This window comes from Dehalococcoidia bacterium (assembly GCA_025054935.1).
Taxonomy (GTDB): Bacteria; Chloroflexota; Dehalococcoidia; order SpSt-223; family SpSt-223; genus JANWZD01.
In genome coordinates this window covers 24062-45671 of sequence record JANWZD010000013.1, presented here as the reverse complement: position 1 = coordinate 45671, position 21610 = coordinate 24062, and the positions used below count along the sequence as shown (strand labels likewise).

Genomic DNA, 21610 nt, shown 5'->3' with positions numbered 1-21610 from the left:
ACGCCTCGCCCGAGCGGAGTAGGCCAGCGCCCTAGGGGATGTTCTGCACCTGCAGGCCAACCGCCGCCTGTGCCGCCGCTTGCTCCTCGGTGAGGGCGACGCCCTTCTCGCGCTTGCCGGAGGCGGTAACCGACGGCGACCAGAACTGCGGGCCTTCGGGCGTGGCAGCGATCACCTCGTCGACATAGGCAGGCTCGAAGGTGACCTCTTTCAGCTTCGGCAGAACATCAGCAGCGAAGCGGAGCATCGATTCTTTGATCAGCTTGTCCGGCAGGTGGCCGAAGTTCAGCCAGCACATTAGATGGCGCGCGCCCAGCCGGCCGAACGGCGCCAGTTTCTCGACGAGCTCCTCGGCGGTACCAGCATACAGCCAGTTGCCGAGATAGCCCTGCTTGCGCCGCTCGAAGTCATCTTTCGGCAGGTCGTCGATGCCGGTATTCGCCTTGGCGGCCTTGCGGATGTACGTGTCGATATACGGACCGATCGTCTCGCGCCAATCTTCCCCCGGCGCGGCGCAGTAGATCTGACGGAGGATGCCGGTGCCGTACCAGGCGCGCTGCTGCATCTCCTCAGAGAGGCCGCTGTCGCGCAAGCCATCCATATAGCGCTTGATGCGCGGCGCGACCCAGTACTGGTTCTGGGGACCGATCAGCCACGAATAGCCCTTCTTGCCGGCAAAGTAGACGGTCTCTGGCGTCAGAGTAGCCCACGCAACGCGCGGACGCGGTTTCTGGACCGGCTCCGGAATGATCCGGCCCTTGACGACCCCGCTCCAGTACGTGCCGTGATACTCGAAGCCCTCCGGCGGCGCCGCCCACGCCTGCTCGACGATCTCCATGAATTCGCGGTTCATCTCATGACGCTTGGTGGCGTCCAATCCGAAGCCGCGGAACTCATCGGGCGAGTTGCCGGGGCCGACGCCGACGATCAGGCGGCCATCGAGCAGGTTATCAAGCAAGTTCATCTGCGTCGCGAAGCGGATCGGATGATGGAAGGGGACAACGGCGAGCGAGAAGCCGACCGTCATCGATTTGATCCGCTGGCTGAGAGCGGCAGCGAATACGACCGGGTCGCTATAGGCGTTGTAATCGGTGAAGTGGTGTTCCGTCAGCCAGACGTCCTCGAAGCCGAGCGATTCCGCCAGTTCGATTTGGTCGATCACCTCGGTGATCAATCGGTAATCATGGCCCGGCCCCGGCGTCTGGGGGTTGATGTAGAGCCCGACACGCACCGCTCTCCTCCTTGTCGCTGTTTCAAAAATGAGCTACACTGTTTCAAGTATGAGCAGTATAGCCACCATGCCGACCCGCCGTCAACCAGCCGTCCGGCGCGGCGCCTTCCGGCGCTACCTCGCCCTGCTTGAAGGGCTCGCTGCCGCTCCCGCCGGCGCGTCAACACGCGAGATCGCGCGCCGCGCCGGGCTTGCGCCTGCAACTGCCCACCGGCTTCTTCAAGAGCTCCTCGACCTCGGCGTCATTTACGACGACCCGGTGACAGGCCGCTACAGCGTTAGTGCTCGTCTCTGGGTGCTGGTCGAGCAGTTCAACCAGCGCGATCATCTGCGCTGGGCTGCCTTGCCGCCGATGCAGGACCTGCGCGACCGCACCGGGGAGACAGTCACGCTCGTCACCAGCTTCGGCCGCGAGCGCGTCTGCATTCTCCAAGTCGAGAGCCGCCATCCCGCCCACTTCGCCGCCGCGCTCGACACGCCAGACCGCCTTGAAGCGGGCGTGCCGGGAAAGGTGCTGCTCGCTTTCGCGCCGTCCCCCGCCCGCGACGCCTATCTCGACTGGGTGCGCGCCACCCGCGGCGAGGAGGAGGCCGGCCGGCTGCGCGCGCTCATCGAGGAAATCGCGGCGCGCGGCTATCAGATTGGGCCGGCAGAGCGAGCGCCGGAGTTCAATGTCGTTTCGGTCCCCGTGCTCGGGCCGCGGGGAGCGATCGCGGCGCTCTCAGTCGTCGGACCAGCGTCGCGCTGGCCGCTCGCGCGCGCCGCTGCCCATCTCCCCGACGTCCAAACGGCCGCGCAGGCGATCAGCCGCGCCTTCGGCGCCCGGTGAGCCTACTGCAGCACGCCTTCGACATAGTGCATCGCGATCGCCTCGTCATCGAGGCCGAGCAGGTCGCGCAGGATCGCCTCGGTATCCTCGCCGAGCAGAACAGGATGACGGCGCGGAAGGAGAGGCGTCTCGGTGAGCAGAAACCCTGGTTCGCTGACGAGGGTAGATCCAAGCTCAGGGTGGTCGATCCGCCGGTAGCGCCGCCGCGCGAGGAGATGCTGGTCGCGCAGAAGGTCGGTTACCGTGTTTGCCGGCGCGGCCGGAACGCCCGCCGCCTGCAGCCGTTCGGCGGCCTCCCGCGGGGTCCACTGCCGGGTCCAGCCGGCGATGATGGCATCGAGGGCGTCCTCATTCGCTTTGCGCGCTGCAAGAGTGGCAAAGCGCGGGTCGTCAGCAAGCTCGGGCTGGCCGATCGCGGCCGCAAGGCGCCGCCACTCGTCGTCGCTCTCGCAGGCGAGCGCCACCCAGCGGTCGTTGCCGCGGGCAGGATAGGCGCCGTGGGGAGCGCGTTGAGGATGCCGGTTCGCGCTCGGCTGGGCGACGACGCCGTTGGCAGTGTAGTCGAGCAGGGACGCGCCGTTCATCACCACCGTGCTCTCGTGCTGCGAGAGGTCGATCAGCTGTCCTTCGCCTGTCCGGTCGCGATGGTGGAGCGCGGCGAGGATGGCGATCACTAGGTGATACGGATTGCAGGAATAATCCGGGTGAGCGGTGCAGACGGCAACGGGCGGGTCGCCCGGGAAGCCGATTGCGGCATTGAGCCCTGCTTGGCCGCTGATCGAGTAGCCGAAGCCGATGAAGTGCTGCTGGGGGCCGGAGCGCCCCATGACCGACGAGCGAGCGATGATGATGTCCGGGTTGATCGCCCGCAGCGCCGCTTCGCTCATTCCCCAGCGGGGGTAGGGGTCGACGCCGTAATTGTCGATCACGACATCCGCGACCGCGATCAGCCGGCGGAGGAGGGCGTGCCCGCCCTCGGTCTGGAGGTTGAGCGTGATCGACCGCTTCGAGGTGTTGAACATGTTGAAGATCCCGCTCTGGTTCAGGCTGTCGGTCCAGGGCGGGCGGGGAACGAGCATCGTCCGTAGCCCGTCCGGATGGACGCTGCTCTCCACTTTGATCACCTCGGCGCCGTGGTCGGCGAAGATCTGCGAACTGAGCGGCCCGGCGATCTGCCACGTGAAGTCGATGATCCGGATGCCGTCGAGCGGGAGCCGGCCGGCGCTGCTCGGTGCCGGAGCGGGCAGCCGTTCGGCGAGCCAGCCTTGGCCGTCATGCTCGCCCGCCACCGGCGCCGGCCGCCGGACCCGCCACGGCGTCTTCGACAGCTTGTAGGGCGCACCGGGGTAGCGGACAACGCGGCCGTCCTGATGCTCCACGTCCACCCAGTAGTCGCGGCCGATGAGCTGCGGCTCCTCCAGCAGCTCCTTCAGGTTGATGACGGGGCCATTGGCGATCCGCCGCCGCTGCGACTCGGCGACGAGGGTGGCGCGGTCGAGTTTGGCGATCAGCCGCTGCATCACCTCGTCGATCTCGTCGAGGTGCTGGAAGCGGTACTCAACGTCGTCCCATTCGGGGCCGCGCCAGTGGTCGGGGAGCAGTCCTTCGCGCTCCAGCCACTGGACGAAGGGCGGCCAGCGCCGGCCGAGCCAGCCGATGATGTAGCCGTCGGCGCACTTGATGACAGCGGCTTGACCGCTGAACGACTTTCGGCCAAGCCGGCAGCGCGCGATGCCCATCAGATCCCAGAAGCCGAGGGTGTTCTCGAGCGCATTGAGGAGCGACTCCTGCATTGAAACATCGACGACCTGGCCGCGGCCGGTGCGCGCGGCCTGACGCAGCGCGATGAGCGAGCCGACGGCGCCCATCAGCCCCGCTTGGAAATAGGCGAACTCCTGCGGCGGGTGGCTCGGCGGGCTGCCGGGCATGCCCGCAAGGTGCAGCAGACCGCCGGCAGCGAGGCCGACGATGTCGGTCGCCCGCCACTCGGCATGCGGGCCGCTTAGGCCGAAGGGGGTGATCGCCGTCCAGACCAGCCGCGGGTTGTCGGCGGCGGCCTCTTCGTAGCGCAGCGGCAGCCGCTCGGTCGTCACCAGCAGGTCGGCCTCCCGCGCCAAGGCCCGCAGCGCCGCAACGCCCATCGGGTCGGCAAGGTCGAGCGTTCGCGCCCGCTTCGAGGTGTTGAAGAAGCGGTAGGAGAGCGAGTCGCCGTCGAGGAACGGTCCAAGCCGGCGCGCCGGGTCGCCGCCCGGCGGCTCAATCCGCAGCACATCGGCGCCGAGGTCGGCCAGCACCTTCGTGCAGTACCAGCCGAGCGGCCCGGCAAGGTCGAGCACGCGCACGCCGTCCAACGCCGAGACGGTCATGGTCCCTCCGTCGCGGCGATGCTACCGTGGTGCTGGCGGAACGTCAACGCGCCGCTGTCTCGGGCGGGAAGTCGATCGCGACGCCGCCGAGCGTTCCGGCGAGGTCGGCGAGCAGCCGGCGCGCCTCGGCCGCGGTGACAGCATCGCGGGCGAAGACGGCGACCGGGTGATTGCGGACGATCGCCGGCCGGATGGTGGCAACGCGGATCCAGCTCTTCGGGCGCTCGGGAAACCACTCGTCGTAGATCAGCACGAGTTGGACGCCATAGCGCTCGGCAAGGCTGTCCATCCAGTCGCCGCCGACCAGCCGCCGCGTCAGCGCCTCCCGCGAGGCGAGCCCCCAAAAATCGAGCACGTAGGCGTCGTTGCGATAGGAGACCCAGCCGAGGTCGTTCACGCCGACCGGCCGGCCGTAGGCGACGGCGATGCGGTGGAGCGTGCCGTGCTCGTGGGCAACGTTGGCCATCATCGGCGGGGTGACGAGGGTCGGGTACACACCGGTGCGCGCGGTCACGACGAGCGTCAAGATGACGGCAGCGGCGAGATAGAGCGGCGGCCGGCGGTCGACGAACGGCCGCAGCAGCGGGCTGATCACGAGCGTGACGACGAGGTAGAGCGGGAGCATGAGATACATCTCATAGCGGCCCATCCAGCCCCATCTGCCGGCGACGATCTGGAGCGTCGCTGCGGCGAGCAGCCAGCCGATGAGCGGCCGGTCGGCGCTGCCGGCCAGCCAGCTGATAGCGAGGATCAGCATCCAGCCCGGCACGAACGGCTGGGCGCGCAGGGACGTCGTCAGCTGGTCGGCGAGCCAGTTGTGCAGCCCGCTCCCGGCAGCAAGACCGCTCTTGGCAAGCACCGAGGTCGGCAGCGGGCCTTGGCCGAGCAGGAGCAGAAACGCCGTGAACGCGCCGAGCGTCAGCAGCACGCCGCCGAGGGTAACAAGGGCCGCCATCGCTTGACGCCGCAGGAGGAGATAGCCGACAGCCGGCACGGTGAGCGCGAGGTTCTCATAGCGGACGAGAGGGCCGAGAATGAGGGCCGGCGCGAGCCAGCCGTCGACGCGCCCCGTCTCGCGCTCGCGCAGCAACCCGAGCAGGGCAAGCCCGGCGAGCAGCACTTGGAGGGAGGTTTCCATCCCGTTCAGCGCCAGCCCGATGAGATTGGTCGCGAGGATGATCGCTAGGGCGAGGATGACCACGCCCGCCCGGCGCCGGAAGGAAACGCCCGGCAGCGCCCGCTCAACAACTGCGACGACCAGCCGCGCTGTCGCCGCGCTAAACCCGATCCCGGCGACGAGCGGGACAAACTCTTCGACCCCGAGCGCCGCGAACGGCGCGAGCAGGAACGGCCAGAGCGCGCTCGATGCCGGGGAAGAGACCTCGCCCGGATTGACGCCGTAGTGGCCGCGCGCGATCGACCGCGCCAGTTCGAGGTGGATGTACGGATCATCGAGGGAGTAAGCGAACCGGCCGCCGCTCAAGCCCAAGGCGATGACGAGGCTGAGCGCGACGCTGCCGAGGTAGGCGCCAACGACGACCCCGCTCGGGGTCAGGCGCACCGGCGCGGATGTCCGCTTGCGAGTCAGAAGGTCGCTGCTCACTTCGAGCTAGGATAGCGTTCACGTGCCTTCTGCGGGCTGCCGCCCTGCCCCTGCTGCCGCGCCCCGGGCCGAGAACGGCAGTGACGAGGCGCTCACGAGCCGCCTGTCACGGTGAACGATCGCTCGGCCGAACGGATGCTGGCGGGGCCTAGCTCCGGCGGGTTTGGGCACCCCGTCTGCCGCACGCCTTCCAAAGCGGCGAGGAGGACGAAAGCGCGCGGTCGTGGCACGGTCGGGAGTGCCGCGGCCGCTGCGCGGCCTCGCAATGACGCCCGGCAACGAGGCGGGTAGCCATCTCCTCCGTCTCTGTTCTCCGCTCGCAATGCTGCCGTGCGGCAAGGGGGGTAGCCATGCCGTCGCCAGCCGCCGCCGCAATGCCAGCTAAACGGCGGTCCCACTCGGTCCACTTCCAGACGGCACGGGGCATGGCAGACACGGCTTTTCTTGGCATGACGGCTGCAAGTGAATGGGGTGCTCCGGGCATCCGTTCCACGCCCGCGCGACGCCAGGCATGCGCGGGAGCGTCTGTCGCCCACCAGCGACACCCAGCGCCCAACTCCATCGTCATTGGGAGGTTCCCTCGGCCAAATTTTCAGAATTTGCCGAGGGCGACACCCAGCGCCCAACTCCATCGTCATTGCGAGGCCCGCCGGAGGCGGCCGTGGCAATCCCGAACGCGGCCATTCGAGGCGCCGACACCGCGCGGGGGGAGCAGGCGAAAACCGCCACAGACGCGCCGGCCACGACCATCGTCACCGCGCGGCCCGCTCCGAACCGGGACTGTCTGCCGTGCCGCCTCGAACCCCGTGCTCACCGCCACCGCCATTGCGAGGTCCGACTGGAAGGAGGGCCACGGCAATCCCGACCGCAGCAGGGACGCTGCTCGCCGCACCTCCAGCCGCGCCGGGAGCGATCACAAAAGCGGCAGTGGATGCGGGAACATGCCGCGCCGAGCGCACTCGGAAAAGCGACTATCCCGCCTTTGGAACAAGCGCGGCCCCCCTGCTCGGGAGAGCGCACGCCCGAAAGGTACGTGCCGCGACCGCCCGAGCGGCACCCACAGCCGCAGCACGAGCAGGCTGAATGCGCCCGGGCGCGAGGACCGCCCGACACGGCGCCCTTTACGGCAGCCGGTTAAACCAGAGCAAGGAGAGCAGGCCGCCGGCGAGCGAGAGGATGAGAGCAGCGGCAGTCACGCCGGCAGTCACCTCCGTCTGCTGGCGCTCCCACCCGACCGTCGAGCCGAGGCTCTTGTAGACACGGGCAAGGTCGCGCTCGTTTGGCGCGAAGAAATACTCAGCCTCCGTGATCTCGGCGATGCGCCGCAGCGTCGCCTCGTCGAGATAGACGCGCAGCACCTGACCGCCACTTATCACCGTGCCGCCTTCGCGGGTACCGATGCCGATGGTATAGACCTTGACGTTGCGTTCCTTCGCTTCACGCGCCGCTTGGAGCGGCGAGATGCCGCGGTTGGACGCTCCATCAGAGAGCAGCACGATAGTCGAGGGCACATTCGCGGGCGGCCGCTGGGGCTGCCCGCCCCGGCTTGGCGGATTGGCTGGCGAGGAGGGATTGCCCGGGCGCTGCTGCGCCAGCTCGCCGCCCGGCAGCACGGAGAGGCTGGCCATGATCCCTTCGCCGATCGCAGTCGCGGCCTGGGTGCCGAGCTTGTCGATCGTTTCGATGACGATCTTGTGATCATCCGTTGGCGGAAGGTTTATGACCGCGCGATCCGAGAAGGAGACAACGCCGACGCGAGCAGTCTTCGGGAGCGAGCTGACGAACTGCTTGGCGGCCTCTTTTGCTGCCTCCATCCGCGTCGGCTGCATGTCGTTCGCTTCCATGCTGCGCGACGTATCAATCGCGAGCATGACATAGCTCTGCTCGATAGGCACGGGTACCTCGAGATGCGGACGAGCGAGGGCGAGGATCATCGCCGTGACGGCGAGCAGGAAGAGTGCCGCCGGGATATGCCGCCGCCAGCCCGGCGCCCGAGGGGCGACCTCCTTCAGCAGCGCGAGGTTCGTGAAGCGCACGGCATAGCGAGTACGGCGGCGCTGCAGCAGGATATACGTTGCGATGAGCAACGGAATGACCAGCAACCCCAAGAGGGCTAGCGGCCAAGAGAAACCCACGGGCGCCTCCTTTTGCGCAGCGCGACAAACCGCAAAAGCGGCTCGATCAACGGCTCCGCCGTGGAAAGTGTAACAAGGTCGACAGCGGCGCTCGCAAGCGTGGCGGACAGCCGACGGTCGCGCTCCGCCACCGCTGTCCGGAACCGCTCCCGCGTCGGCTTGTGCGAGGTGTCGATCCAGAGCTGCTCGCCGGTCTCCGGGTCTTCCAGCCGCAGCAGCCCAATATCCGGCAGTTCGCGCTCGCGCGGGTCGACAACATGCACCACGACGACGTCGTGGCGCTGGGCGAGCAGCTGAAGATGGCGCTCCCAGCCGCTCGGGACGATGAAGTCCGAAATGACGAAAACGAGGCTGCGCCGACGCAGGAAGCGGTGGGCGCGTTCTAGGACAGCGGCAAGATTAGTGGTGCCGCTGAACGCCGCTGCGCCCGGGTTCTGGAGCGCGCTGATCAGCCGCAGCGTCTGAAGGCGGCCGCCGGCAGGCGGGATCACCCGGTCGATCTCGCTCGAGAAGGTCACCATCCCCACCCGGTTGCCGTGGCGCGTGTACAGATGCGCCATCAGCCCAACAAACTCGGTTACGAGGTCATGCTTCGACTGGAGGGTCGTGCCGAAATCGATCGAGGGGCTCCGGTCGACAAGCAGCCACGCCGTGATCTCGCGCTCCTCAATGTATTGGCGGACATGGACGCGGGTAGTGCGGGCGGTGACATTCCAGTCGATGCGGCGGACATCGTCGCCCAGCTGATATTCGCGGACCTCGCCCAGTTCCATGCCAGGACCGTAGAAGACCCCGGTGTAGTCCCCCTGCAGGATGCCGTCCAAGCGGCGGACGACCTTGAACTGGAGGAACTTGAGCAGTTTGTCGGCGGTATCCATTAGGAGACAGAGACCGGCCGGCCCGTCAGGTCAAGCTTCGGCGGCCGCACCGCGGTCAAGATCGCCCGCACGATGTTATCGCCGGTGACCTCCTGAGCCAGCGCTTCGTAGGACAGCACCATCCGATGGCGAAGCACGTCAAGCGCAAGGTCGCGCACGTCATCCGGCACGACATAGTCGCGCCCGCGCAGCACGGCGAGCGCCTTTGCGCCCAAGATCAGGTTGATCGAGCCGCGCGGGCTCGCGCCGAAAGCGATGAACTTGGCGAGCTGCGGTAGCCCAAAATCCGCTGGCCGGCGCGTCGCAGTGGTGAGCATGACGGCATATTCGATCACCTTGGGGTCGACATAGACCAGCTCGACTTGGCGCTGCGCCTCAATGAGGTCGGCCGTCGTGACAATCGGCCGCGCAACCGGCGGGTTGGCATCCGTGACGCGGGCGACGATTGTCGCCTCCTCGCTCGGGCTGGGATAGCCGATAACGGTCTTAAACATGAAGCGATCGATCTGCGCCTCCGGGAGCTGATAGGTCCCTTCGCTCTCGATCGGGTTCTGAGTGGCGAGAACAAGAAACGGCTCCGGCACGCGGTAGGTCTCGTTGCCGATCGTCACTTGATGCTCCTGCATCACTTCCAGCAGTGCCGATTGGACTTTGGCGGGAGCACGGTTGATCTCATCGGCGAGCAGGAGATTGGTAAAGACCGGCCCGAATTGCGTGCCGAATTCCCCCGTCTGCTGGTTGTAGATACGCGTGCCGACCAGATCGGCGGGGACGAGGTCGGGCGTGAACTGAATGCGCTGGAACTTGCCCGAGATAACCTGCGCCATTGTCTTAATGGCGAGGGTCTTCGCCAGCCCCGGCACGCCCTCGATCAGAATGTGTCCCTTCGCGAGAAGCGCAACGAGCATCACCTCGAGCAGGTGCTCCTGCCCGACGATCACTTTCTTGATCTCGAACAGAACGTTCTCCCAGACCGACCGGTCAAGGCGCGATCCCGCCACAGCCGCCTCCTGCCTCGGCGTGTCGCCCAGGCCTGCTGCGACGGAGTATCGCGAGTCGATGACAGAAGTTTCAAATCGGTGCGTTCAGTCAGGAAGCGGCGGCCGCCCCGCCGGAACCATCCCCTCATGGCGGTGGAGCCGCCGCCAGCCGGCCGGAGCGGAGGGGTCGCGCTCGAAGACGGGCGTCACCCAGACGCGGCCGCTCGTCGCGTTCGGCGGGGCGAAGGCGAAGTCCAGGTAGTAGCGGGCGATGGCGACGTTCCCGTGGAAGGTGACGACGGGCGGCTCGAGGTCGAGGCGCAGCGGGCCGCGCCGTTTGGCGGCCGCTATATCGTCGGCGCGCCCCGCCTTGCCTCGCACCGGATCGAGGAACCAGCCATGCCAGACCGCGCCGTCATCGGCGTCGCCCCGTTCGATCGCCTCGGGATCGAATTGGAGGAAGGAGCCATAGCTATATCGGACCGCGGCTTCGAACTCGGCCCGCAGGTCGCTCATCCTTGCCGCCTCCCAGCTCCCAGCGGCCAGCACGGCCATACGCGAAGGCGCCTCCTCGGCGAGTGCCAGCCGCCGACCGCTCGCCTATACTTCGCGGTGGCATGAACGCAGCCCACGGCTCAACTGCCCGCTGGTACGGCATCGCCGGCGCGGTGCTCGCTGGCCTCGCAGTTGCTGCCGGCGCGTTTGGCACTCATGCGCTGCGCAGCGTGCTCCCGACAGACCGTCTCGCCATCTTCGAGACAGCGGCACGCTACCAGATGTACCATGGATTGGCGCTGCTGGCGGTCGCCTGGGTTGCCGACCGGTGGCCAAGCTGGGCTGCCATGCTCGCGGGGAGCGCCTTCGCGCTCGGCATCGTGCTCTTCTGCGGCAGCCTCGTCGTGCTCGCCCTCACTGGCCAAGGGTGGCTCGGCATGATCGCGCCGGTCGGCGGCGCTTCCTTCGTGGTCGGATGGGCAGCGCTCGCCTGGGCCTTCGCGGGCGCCTCCCGACGGAAATAATCTCTGCGGAAGTGCGGATGGACCCTGCTACGCTCGTCGAGGAGTTACTCGAGGAGGAGACCGCGCGCCACGCCGCCCTGACTGCCGCCGGCGACCCGCGCGCCGCCGCCTGCGCCTGGCGCATCCAGTATCTCGAGAAATTGCTCGGCACGCTCGTCGAATTTCCGCTCACTGGCGAGCGTTTCGTTGAGCTCCTCCGCGCAAATATCGCGATCACCAATCCGAGCTTTCCAGACACCCCTCACGCTTCGGTCGACTTGCTGGCACGCTGGGAAGCTCGCTCTCACTAGGAGTCTGCGTCGTGCCGACCTTTCACACCGTTCGTGTGGTGCCCACGCTGCCGCCGAGTTTGGCGCCGCTGCGCGACCTTGCCTACAACCTGTTCTGGTCGTGGGACGAGACAACCCGCACCCTCTTCCAACGGCTCGACCCCGAACTGTGGGAAAAAACCGGCGAGAACCCGGTGCGGCTTCTGGCCGAGATCGACCAAGACCGGCTGAAGGCAGCAGCAGACGACCCCGGCTTTCGATCGCAGCTTGCCCGCGCCGTCGAACAGCTGCATGAGCATCTCAACCGCCCCCCCCATCCTCTCACTGCTGAGCTGAGAGGGCACACGATCGTCTTCTTCTGCTTCGAGTTCGGAATTGCTGCCTGTCTCCCCATCTATTCCGGCGGCCTCGGCATCCTCTCGGGCGACTATCTCAAGTCAGCGAGCGATACCGCGCTGCCCGTGATCGGGATCGGGCTGCACTACAGCCGCGGCTATTTCCGGCAGTATCTCAACGCCGACGGATGGCAGCAGCAGGAATTCGCCGACGTCGACTATGCCCGCCTCCCCATTATCCCGGAGCGCCGCCCCGACGGCTCGCTGCTCACGGTCGAGATCGATCTCGCGGGACGGCGCGTCGTCGCCCGCGTCTGGCGGATCCAAGTCGGCCGGATCCCCTGCTACATGCTCGATACCAACGTCCCGGAGAACCTGCCGGAGGACCGCAGCATCACCGACCGTCTCTACGGCGGCGACATCGAGCACCGCATCAAGCAGGAGATCGTTTTGGGGATCGGCGGGATTCGGCTGCTGGAAGCCCTCGGCATCGACAAACCGATCTGCCATATGAATGAAGGGCATTCCGCGTTCTTGGCCCTAGAGCGCATCCGCGTTCTGATGCGCAAGCATGGGCTCTCCTTCGACGAAGCGCGTGAACTGGCTTCGGCAAGCCACGTTTTCACGACCCACACGCCGGTGCCCGCCGGGATCGACATGTTCGCGCCCGACCTCCTCGACCGCTATTTTGGCCACTACTGGCCGCAGCTCGGGCTCAGCCGCGAGGAGTTTCTCGGCCTCGGCCGCCAGAACCCCCACGACCACAACGAACTGTTCTCGATGGCCGTACTGGGCATCCGCCTGTCAGACACGGTCAACGGTGTCTCCCAGCTGCACGGCAAGGTATCGCGCGGAATGTGGCGCGGCCTCTGGCCCGACGTGCCGGATAGCGAGGTGCCGATCACGCACGTGACGAATGGCGTGCATCACCGCTCCTGGATCAACCCCGAACTGGCCGCTCTGTTCACCCGCTATCTCGGTGCCGGCTGGTGGGACCGTCCAGCCGACCGCGCCAACTGGGCGGGCGTCGCGCGGATCCCAGACGAAGAGCTGTGGCGCGCGCACGAGCGCGCACGGGAGCAGCTCGTCTCCTTCACCCGGGAGCGCGTCGTCCAGCAGCTCCGCGCGACAGGAGCGCTCCCCGCCACGATCGAAGAGGCGTCGCGGCTTCTCGACCCGCAGGCCTTGACGATCGGGTTCGCGCGCCGGTTCGCGCTCTACAAGCGCGCCACGCTGCTTTTCCGCGACCCCGACCGGCTGGCCCGCATCCTCAACCACCCCGAGCGCCCCGTTCAGATCATCATCGCCGGCAAAGCTCACCCTCAAGACGAGCCGGCCAAGGCCCTCATCCGCGAAATCATCCACCTCTTCCGCCGGCCAGACCTCCGCTCGCGCGTCGCGTTTATCGAGAACTACGACATTCTCGTCGCCAAACGGCTGGTGCAAGGCTGCGACATCTGGCTGAACACGCCCCTGCGTCCCCAGGAAGCGAGCGGCACCAGCGGCATGAAGGCCGCCTGCAACGGCGTGCTCCACGTTTCCACCCTCGACGGCTGGTGGGCAGAAGCGTACCAGCCTGGCCTCGGGTGGGCGATCGGCGGTCACGAGGTCTACCCCTCGATCGAGGCCCAGAACCAAGTCGAGAGCGAGCTCCTCTACGACCTGCTCGAGCACGAGATCGTTCCGACGTTCTACGACCGGGTTCGCGGCGTGCCGCGCCGCTGGGTGCAGCTGATGAAAAACGCGATCGCCGAGCTCTCCCCCTTCTTCAACACCGACCGCATGATCGAGCAGTACCTCGAGGCAGCGTATCTTCCCAGCGCCCACCGCGCGCTTCGCCTCGACGCAGACGGCCAACGCCGGGCGCGCGAGCTTGCTGCTTGGAAGCGCTCCCTCACTGAACGCTGGAGCGACATTTGGATCGACCGTGTTGAAGCGAACGACCTGACCGAATCGATGGTCGGCTCGACGCTGCCGGTGCGTGCGCGCGTCTTCCTTGGCCGCGTTCAGCCGGAAGAGGTCGCGGTCGAGGCGTTCTACGGCCCGGTCGACGGCCGCCGACAAGTGACAGAGGGGCGAACGGTGCGGCTGCAGCCGGTCGAGCGCGACGGACAGGGAGGGTATCTCTTCGCGGGCGAGATCCCGCTCGAGACCACCGGCATGCTTGGGTACGGCGTCCGCGTCGTTCCGCACCATCCCGACCTCCACGACCCTTACGAAATGCGGCTCGTCCGCTGGGCTTAGCTCGTCGCTCAGGCCGACTGCTCGCGGGAGCCGCCCGCGCCTGCCGCGAGGCGATCGCTTCCGTGACCAACGCCCCCAGCCGCGCGATTATTTACCGCCACGAGCGCAAGGACCATATCGCCGGCGCCGCGAATCTGGCGCCCGCGGCCGAAATCGTCGCGCACCGCCTCGCCGCCTAGCGCCTCGCTCAGCGCACCGCCCCGACCATCTTCTCGGCGACGCGGCTAGGTCGATAGTGAGGAGGTGGCGACGCTCGGCGGCGTCGCGTCACGCTCCACTGCGTTGGAGCGCGCCATTCGGCCTCGACCATGGCGATGCTCTTTCCGCTCCGCGGCGGGACGCTGCTGTCTGACTGCAGCATCGTCGAGCCGGGGTCGTCTCCTCCTGCAACCTCCCCGATATCTGCCTGCCAACGCGCCGCCTCCGGCAGCTGGAACAGCGGCGACCACGGGGCAGCGATGCCCGCCGACCGGCTGCTCTCCTACATCTGACTAGCACCTGATCGGCTCGGGCGCGCTTCCCCGCGAGAGAGCGCCGTTCGGCGAACTGGGGCGGCTGGTGCCGAAATTGGGGAAGCCGCCGCTCCTGCCAGAAGCGCCGCGGCGAGGCGGCAGCCGGCGCAGCGCTCCGGCAGCCTGGGGCCACCGTGCTGCCGGAGCATCCGCCCGCGGGCCCCGTGTCCTACTCGACCTTATACGTGCCGTCGAGGGAATAGAACGCTTGGGTCGTCCACGTGAAGCCGCGCACTTTGCTCCCGAGCATGCTGAATTGCGGGGTGCTGACGAGGTAGATCATCGACCATTCCTCCACCCACGCCTTCATCGCGTTGCGAAGATGGGCGTTCCGCTTCTCCTTGTCGAGTTCGGCAAGCGCAAGCTGCATATGACGGTCGAGCTCGGGCGAGCAGTAGAGCGGCTTCGGCTGAGCGCACTTTAGGAACGCCCACGGGAAGGTCCAGATCCCGTTATTGTTCGACCCGCCCGCCTCGATCATCTCCTTGCGGAGCGCATCTCGCCCGTTCAGCCCGTAGGCGATATCGACATAGATGCCCGACTCGACCGGGTTCAGGTCCCAATGGACGCCGATATCGCGATGCATGCTTTGGACCGCCTGCAGCACCGAGGTGTTGAGCGGGCGCGGGACAAAGTCGATCGCGCCGGCGCGGAAGCCGTTCGGATAGCCGGCCTCGGCGAGCAGCCGCCGCGCCATCGCCGGGTCGTACGGCACAGGCTTCAGGTCCGGGTTGTAGCTCGGATCGCCGGGCACGGAGAGCTGGCTGAGCGGCTGGGAGAAGCCGGCGTAGAGCGTCTTGACGATAGTCTCCTTATCAACGGCGTAGTTCAGGGCGAGACGGACGCGCTTATCTTCGTAGGGTGTGCCCCGGATCGGGTCTTTATTGAACAGAATGGCGTAGTAGCTCGCTTGGCGCGGCGGCTGGATGACATTGATGCCCGAGTCCTTTGCTTGGCGCGCCTGGTCGGGGCTAAAACTGCCGATCGCCATGTCGATCTCGTCGGTGCGCATCCCATTGATGAGGGCGCTCGGCTCAGGGACATTCGTGATGCGGATCTCGGTCAGGATCGCCCGGCGGTAGGGATGCGGGCGGTCGGTGCGCAGCCGGTAGACCAAGGTCTGGCTCGGCACATACTCTGCGAGGACATACGGACCGCTGCCGACCGGATTGGCGAGAAAGCCGCTTTTGCCGACGCTCTCGTAGTGCTTTTTCGACCAGATTTGCCAGCTCGGCGCGACATAGAGCGTCGCGACGTTCCGCTCGGCCATCAGAATATCTACGGTGTAGTCATCGATGATGCGGGCGCCCCGCAGGTAGGTATCCTGCTGGGAGACCGGGATCCGCTCGGCACGCCCGGTCTCGATCACGTGGGCAACGTCCTCGGCCGTCAGCCGCTCCCCGGTCGAGAAGGTGAGGTCTTTGCGGAGATAAAAGCGCCACGCGTCGCCGGACGGCGCAAGCTCCCAGCGCTCGGCGACCCCAGGAACGAGGTCGTAGTTACTGTCAAAGTTGAGCAGCGAGTCGAACTGATTGCCGATCGACCAGAAGCCGAACGCGGTCGAGAAGGGGGTCACCCCGTTCGGAAAGACGTTCGTTCCGATCCGCAGCACTTGGTTCGCAGCGCGCTTCGGCTCGGCAGGGGCGCCGGGACCCGAGGGTGCAGGGGCAGCCGGCGCGCAGGCCACAGCGACCAACAGGAGGACAACCGGCAGGCGAGGCATTACACGGTGCATACTCCCTCCTCCGCGCAGTCGGGGACAATTATTTCGTATGCAACATGCTTATGCAAGTGGTGGCGCCTGCAACTATGCCGTCGGCGCGGGCTGCGCCGACGGCCGCGCCTGCCCTAGCGAACACAACGTCCGGAGATCGGACCACGCGTCGCGGAGAGGACACCGATCGCGAGGAGAATCGCCCAGACGAGGCGGATGGAGAAGAAGGCGATGGGAACGCCGAGCGCGAAGAGGACGACAGGAACAGCACGCGGAGCGTCATGGAGCGCGCGCTGCGGCAGCCCCCTCCCTGCGCAGCAGCCGGCGATTGACCGCGGAGCGCCAGATCGCGCGGTCGAGCACCGCTGTCACCGTCGATACGCCGAGGAGAGGAGAACAGCGGGCACGGCACTATCCTGTTCGGTTACCACCGCGCTCGGCACCGGCAGACAGGCGATGGCCATCCGAAAGAACAGTTCAGCCGGCGCAGCGGCAGTCCGATGCCCGGGTCAGTTGAAACAGGCGATGGTGCGCCATCCCATAGCTGCGCCCACGATGAAGAAGCTCTGGAGGGAGACGAGCACCGGCTCGTGCGGCTCAAGAGCGCCTGGGGCTGCGCCTCGGCGCTCCTATGGTCCAAGCTGGGGAGGCGGATATTGCGCGCAAGCAGGGTGATCGCGGTCGCAAAGACGCCGGCGCTGAAGGCGAGGAGCCGCCCTGTGTCGTGACCGTGGCGCGCCGCATAGTCGACCCCTTCTCGCACCGGGAGGTCAGCCGGGGGCGCCGGCTCGCTCGGCCGCGGCGGGCGTTCGGTCATCCCCCACCGCTCGCCCATGATACACTGCGCCAGTTCATCACGGAGGTCCGGCGTGACGGAACTCGCGCGCGCGATCGACCAGGCGCTCGCCGCGATCGATCCAGCGGAGACGATTGCGCTCGCCCAGCAGCTGATCCGCATTCCGAGCGTCACCGGACGCGAAGGCGCTGCCATTTCGGAGACCGTCGCCGCCTGGCTGACCGCCCACGGCATCGCGACTGACCTTCAGGAAATCGCGCCCGGGCGCGTGAACGTCATCGGCCGTCTCGAAGGCGCGGCGCCGGGACCGCGGCTCCTCCTGAACGGCCACCTCGACACCAAGCCGTTCGACGGGATGACGATCGACCCGACCGGCGCCGCGATCCGCGATGGCCGGCTGTGGGGACGCGGCGCCTGCGACATGAAGAGCGGTGTCGCGGCCATCCTCGTTGCCGCTCGCGCTGTGCGCGACACGGGGGCGCTTCGGCGCGGCACGCTGCTCGTCGGCTTCGAGGTCGGAGAAGAAGGCGGCGGCTGGACCTTCCCCCAGCTGCTCGCCGGGCCGGGCGCCTGCGACGCCATGATCTGCGCCGAGCCCACCAACCTCGAGGTGCATATCGGGGCGCGGGGAGGAATGCCGCTCACCATCACTACCTACGGCGTGGCCACCCATAGCGGCATGGCCCACCACGGCATCAATGCCATTCAGAAGATGGCTCGCGTCATCGAGGCGCTCTACGCCCTTCCGGAGTTCGCGGAGGAAGAGCCGGCCTGGGGCCGGTCGCCCGTGAACTGCGAGCAGATCGCCGGCGGAGGCATGGTGAGCGCCTCCGTGCCGGACCGCTGCGATCTCCGGGTTGATATCCGGCTCAATCCCGGTCTTCCGCCAGAACGGCTGCGCCCCGCGCTCGAGGCAATGCTCGACCGGCTTCGAGCTGCCGACCCCGACCTGATCGTCGAGTGGGCGCCGCGCGTTGCGCCCTGGCGAGCCGCTCAAATTGCGCTGGATGACCCGCTGCTGCAGGCTGTCGAAGGAGCGGCCGCCCGGGTGCTCGGTCAGGCGGCGCGCGCCGGCTTTCCCGGGGGATGCTCCGCCTTGGTGGCGCTCAACGCGGGGATCCCGTCGGTGATCTTCGGGCCCGGCCACATCCAGCAGGCGCATACGGTCGATGAGTGGATCGCCGTCGACCAGATCCCGCGCGCTGCTCAGGTGTACGCCTGCGCTGCGCTTTCCTACCTCAGCGAAAGCTAAGCTGCGGCGGGCGCCGGCTGAGCGCCGCCGCCCCCTATTCTGCCCAGCCGAGTGCCGAGCAGGATAATCACTACCCCGCCGAGCACACCGGGAAGCACGAGCGGCCGCTCGGCGCGGGAGAGCGCCTGCCTTGCCATGCGTTCTCCGTTCCTCGAGCGTTGAACTGCGGCCGGACCTTGCCACCCCAAGAGCGGGAAAACAAGAACTGCGGCGCGCTGCACGTCCCCCTTAGTTCTCTTCACGGTCGAGGGCGCGCCAGATGCCGGCCGGCAGATGGCGGCCGCGACGGGGAGCCAGTCGGGCGCGGTAGCGCACCTGCCCGTCGACCTCGACCTCGGTGAGAAAACCGCGCTGGATGAGGCTTTCGACCGTCCGGAGCGCCTCGTCGATGCCGACATTCAGCTGCTGCACGATTTCGGCGAGGCTCGCGGACTCGCGCCGGAGCAGCCACCGGATCAGCGAACGGTGCGCATCAGGGATCGCGAGAACGTCGGCGATGCTCTTCAAAATTTGGCGCCGGTCGAGCGAAAGCAGGACGGTCGGCGTGCGCGTTCGGGCCGTGGTGGTGCGCGGCGATTCGCGGCGGAGCGCCATTTCGCCGAAGTGGTCTCCTTCGTTCAGCACGGCGAACAGCCGCTCCTCGCCGGCCGGCCCAACCGTCGTCACCTCGACTTGGCCAGAGAGGATGAGATACAGCTTGTCGGCAGGATCTCCCTGCGCGAAGACGATCTCGTTCGCGTTCAATTCCTCGGTCGCCAGCCGCGCGGCGAGCGCCGCCAGTCCGGCTTCGTCGAAGTCGCGGAAGAGGGGGATCGCCTTGAGCCGAGCAGCGATGAGCGCCGGGTCGGCGACCCGCCCTTCGGCGAGGGTTTCGCTTTGCGCCTGCCACAGCCGGCGATACAGCCCCTCTTCCGCGACCAGTTCGTCGTGGGTCCCCTGCTGGACAATCCGCCCGCGACTGAGCACCGCGATCTGGTCGGCATGACGGGCAGTGGCAACCCGCTGGGTCAGGAAGACAACCGTTCGGCCGTCCGCCGTCTTGCGAAGCAACTCGAACAGCGCCGCCTCAGCCTCGGGGTCGAGCGCTGCCGTCGCCTCGTCGAGCACGAGCAGCCGCGGCTGGCGGACAAGGGCTCGCGCCAACGCCAGCCGCTGGCGCTGCCCGAGCGAGAGATGGACCCCGCCGGCGCCGATGCGCGTCTCGATCCCCTGAGGCAGCGAAGAGACGAGGTCGAATAGGTCGACCGCGCGCAGTGCCGCTTCGATCTCTGCGTCGCTGGCGTCCGGCTTGCCCACTTGGATGTTCTCCCTAATCGACCGGTCGAAGAGCACCGGCTGCTGGAAGACAATCCCCATCTGCGCATAGAGCGAGGCGCGGCTGACCATGCGGAGGTCGTAGTCATCGAACCGCACGCTGCCGATCGTCGGGTCGACGAGGCGGCTCAGGAGACGGACGATAGTCGACTTGCCCGCCCCGCTGAGACCAACGATCGCAAAGGTGGTGCCGGCGGGGATGACGAGATCGATCCGGTCGAGCACGGGCTGCCCCGCAAGATAGGAGAAGGAGACGTTGTCAAAGCGGATCTCCCGCTCGAGCAGCGGCAGCGGGTGCGCCCCTTCCTCTTCCCCTCTCTCCACCGGCTGGTTGAGCACGTCGCCAATCTGCGCCAGAGCGCCAGTCACCCGCTGAAGCGGGTCAGACACCGTGGCGAGCTGTCCTAGCGCCTGCGCCATCGGCCGGAACAGCAAAACGAGGGCGATGATCGCCAGCCCTTCCGTGAGCGCCCCGCTCAGCGCCAGCGCTCCTCCTCCTAGGGCGGCGAGGTACAGCACGACGAGAGCAAGCATGCCGACCGCGCGTTGCGCCCCGGTTACGAGCGCGACCTGCCTAGCGGAAGCGGCGACCGTCTCGAGAGCGCGCCGCATCGTCTGACGCCGTTGCGCGTTGAGACCGAATACCGTCGCCACGACAGCCGTGAGGATGCTCTCGTCGAGAACAGCGGTCAGCGCCGTCTTGGCCTCCGCACGCCGCGCATTGGCGGCGGTGACCAGGCGGCCGAACCGGCGCGCCAGCAGCGCCAGCCCGGCGACAACGAGCGCGGCGATGAGGCTTACTCGCCAGTTGATGAAGACCGCGATCAGGAGGAGGGCGAGGACGAGGGTCAGCAGCGCCGAGATCAGGACGGGCACCGACCGACGGAGCACCGTCTCAACAAAGTCGACCTCGGTGCTCAGGCGCGTGAGCGCTTCTGCCGCGCGCGAGCGGTCGAAGGGGTCGAGCGCCATCGCCTGGATCCGCTCGAACAGCCGCAGCCGAAGGTCGCCGGCGACCGCAGCGCCCAAGAGGGCGCCAGTGCGCGCCGTGAGGAGCCGGCCAACTCCCTGAATAGCCGCGGCGACGGTCAGGAGCAGGAGAACCACTGCCACGCCCCCGCCGCTTCTCGGCGCAGGGTCGGCTGAGCGGGCGAGCGCCACCTCCTCGACGAGGGCCTTGATAAGAAACGGCTCGCTCAGGCTGTAGACCACGCCGAGCAGCACCGCGAGGAGGAGGACGGCGACGAGCCCGGCATGAGCGCGGACAAGCGGCAGCAGCCGCGCGAGCATCCCGTCGCTGCCGAGGACACGCAAGCGGCTCGCGCGCAACGAAGCGAGCCATTCCTGCTCGAGCGCTGCCGGAGGCTTGCCGAAGGCGATTTCGAAGCTGCGCCCGGGGCTTGCGCGGTCGAACGCCCGGGCGAGGTCGGCCACGCGCGCGGGGCCGTAGGCCGTGACAAGATAGCCGAGAAACGAAGTTGCGAGGCGCGCATAGTGCGGACGCGGCAGCACCGCCACGCCGGCGAACAGCTCGGCAAGGCCGACCCTCACTCCTCGCTCGCGCTCAGCGTGGAGGGAGGCGTTCAGCTTGGCGAGGCTTCCAGTGCGAGCCAGTTCGCTGGCGATGCCGAGCAGACCGTCGACGACGAGGTCGGCTCTGGCAGCGTTGGCGCCCCACGCCTCGACCAGCAGCCGCTGCACAACCGCCCGCGCAATATCGACCACCGGGGTGTCGGCGCGGCAGACAACCTGAAGGCAGCGAGCGCCGGTCGCGCTTTCCGCGGGCGGTTCGTCTTCCTCGGAGGCGGTCAGCACCACTTCCAGCGGCTCGGCCGGCAGGCGCCGCAACTGCAGCGTCTCCGTGAGCACGCCGACCAGGTGCTCGATCTCCTTAGCACTCTCTCGGACTTTCAGGTCGAGCGGCGCGGAGGCGGGATACCGAAAGAGGAACTGTTCAGTTGAATAGGCGACCCAGCGCGTCGGCAAGGAGGGGTACAGCTCCCTATACGGGTCGAGCCACGCGTCCTGCATGGACGCTCCTTCCGGCAAGTCTGCGCGCTTCACTGCCGGCAGCGGCAATCCTTGAGTATACCGGTCATCCGCGCAGGAGGTGCGCTGGAATTGGGAGCAATC

General features: G+C 67.5%; 16 protein-coding genes. 6 read left to right on the top strand and 10 right to left on the bottom strand.

From position 1 onward, the window contains the following. Positions 1–31: 31 nt before the first annotated feature. Entirely contained in the window at positions 32–1231 is a 1200-nt protein-coding gene (locus NZ773_13245) for an LLM class flavin-dependent oxidoreductase (protein ID MCS6802888.1), read from the bottom strand. Positions 1232–1280: 49 nt separating this feature from the next. On the opposite strand from NZ773_13245, the gene NZ773_13240 reads away from it, so the two are divergent. Further along, the gene (locus NZ773_13240) at positions 1281–2060 is read left to right on the top strand and encodes an IclR family transcriptional regulator (protein MCS6802887.1); all 780 of its coding nucleotides are present in this window, start codon (positions 1281–1283) and stop codon (positions 2058–2060) included. Between the two features lie 2 nt (positions 2061–2062). Here NZ773_13240 and NZ773_13235 read toward each other — a convergent pair whose 3' ends face one another. From NZ773_13235 to NZ773_13210, 6 genes are all read right to left on the bottom strand, one after another. Beyond that, positions 2063–4426 (bottom strand): CoA transferase, encoded by a 2364-nt coding sequence (locus NZ773_13235; GenBank protein MCS6802886.1) that lies wholly within the window; start codon positions 4424–4426, stop codon positions 2063–2065. 43 nt (positions 4427–4469) lie between these two features. Continuing rightward, the gene (locus NZ773_13230; GenBank protein ID MCS6802885.1) at positions 4470–6029 is read right to left on the bottom strand and encodes a hypothetical protein; all 1560 of its coding nucleotides are present in this window, start codon (positions 6027–6029) and stop codon (positions 4470–4472) included. A gap of 1121 nt (positions 6030–7150) precedes the next feature. Beyond that, positions 7151–8164 carry a VWA domain-containing protein gene (locus NZ773_13225; GenBank protein ID MCS6802884.1) on the bottom strand — a complete coding sequence of 338 codons (1014 nt, stop codon included), beginning with the start codon at positions 8162–8164 and terminating at the stop codon, positions 7151–7153. Beyond that, complete coding sequence (locus NZ773_13220) at positions 8143–9042, bottom strand: DUF58 domain-containing protein (protein ID MCS6802883.1); 900 nt, start codon at positions 9040–9042, stop codon at positions 8143–8145. The genes NZ773_13225 and NZ773_13220 overlap by 22 nt, the downstream gene beginning before the upstream one ends. After that, a complete protein-coding gene (locus tag NZ773_13215) occupies positions 9042–10043 on the bottom strand; it encodes a MoxR family ATPase (GenBank protein ID MCS6802882.1) in 1002 nt (333 codons plus the stop codon). The genes NZ773_13220 and NZ773_13215 overlap by 1 nt, the downstream gene beginning before the upstream one ends. 84 nt (positions 10044–10127) lie before the next feature. After that, positions 10128–10538, bottom strand: coding sequence for a hypothetical protein (locus tag NZ773_13210; protein ID MCS6802881.1), 411 nt, complete (start codon positions 10536–10538; stop codon positions 10128–10130). Positions 10539–10639: 101 nt separating this feature from the next. On the opposite strand from NZ773_13210, the gene NZ773_13205 reads away from it, so the two are divergent. The 4 genes from NZ773_13205 to NZ773_13190 all read left to right on the top strand — a co-directional run bounded on the left by NZ773_13205 (position 10640) and on the right by NZ773_13190 (position 14380). After that, positions 10640–11041 carry a DUF423 domain-containing protein gene (locus NZ773_13205; GenBank protein ID MCS6802880.1) on the top strand — a complete coding sequence of 134 codons (402 nt, stop codon included), beginning with the start codon at positions 10640–10642 and terminating at the stop codon, positions 11039–11041. A gap of 17 nt (positions 11042–11058) precedes the next feature. Further along, the gene (locus NZ773_13200) at positions 11059–11331 is read left to right on the top strand and encodes a hypothetical protein (protein ID MCS6802879.1); all 273 of its coding nucleotides are present in this window, start codon (positions 11059–11061) and stop codon (positions 11329–11331) included. Between the two features lie 11 nt (positions 11332–11342). Next, positions 11343–13889 carry an alpha-glucan family phosphorylase gene (gene glgP, locus NZ773_13195; GenBank protein MCS6802878.1) on the top strand — a complete coding sequence of 849 codons (2547 nt, stop codon included), beginning with the start codon at positions 11343–11345 and terminating at the stop codon, positions 13887–13889. 308 nt (positions 13890–14197) lie between these two features. After that, positions 14198–14380, top strand: a complete 183-nt coding sequence (locus tag NZ773_13190) for a hypothetical protein (GenBank protein MCS6802877.1) — start codon at positions 14198–14200, stop codon at positions 14378–14380. Between the two features lie 190 nt (positions 14381–14570). Here NZ773_13190 and NZ773_13185 read toward each other — a convergent pair whose 3' ends face one another. After that, entirely contained in the window at positions 14571–16136 is a 1566-nt protein-coding gene (locus NZ773_13185; GenBank protein ID MCS6802876.1) for an ABC transporter substrate-binding protein, read from the bottom strand. Between the two features lie 848 nt (positions 16137–16984). On the opposite strand from NZ773_13185, the gene NZ773_13180 reads away from it, so the two are divergent. Further along, a complete protein-coding gene (locus tag NZ773_13180) occupies positions 16985–18163 on the top strand; it encodes a M20/M25/M40 family metallo-hydrolase (GenBank protein MCS6802875.1) in 1179 nt (392 codons plus the stop codon). Here the strand turns inward: NZ773_13180 and NZ773_13175 are convergent. Both NZ773_13175 and NZ773_13170 read right to left on the bottom strand, forming a co-directional pair. Then, positions 18160–18300, bottom strand: coding sequence for a hypothetical protein (locus NZ773_13175; GenBank protein ID MCS6802874.1), 141 nt, complete (start codon positions 18298–18300; stop codon positions 18160–18162). The genes NZ773_13180 and NZ773_13175 overlap by 4 nt on opposite strands. A gap of 91 nt (positions 18301–18391) precedes the next feature. Beyond that, positions 18392–21508: an ATP-binding cassette domain-containing protein gene (locus NZ773_13170; protein MCS6802873.1), complete on the bottom strand. Its 3117-nt coding sequence runs from the start codon at positions 21506–21508 to the stop codon at positions 18392–18394. Positions 21509–21610: the final 102 nt, after the last annotated feature.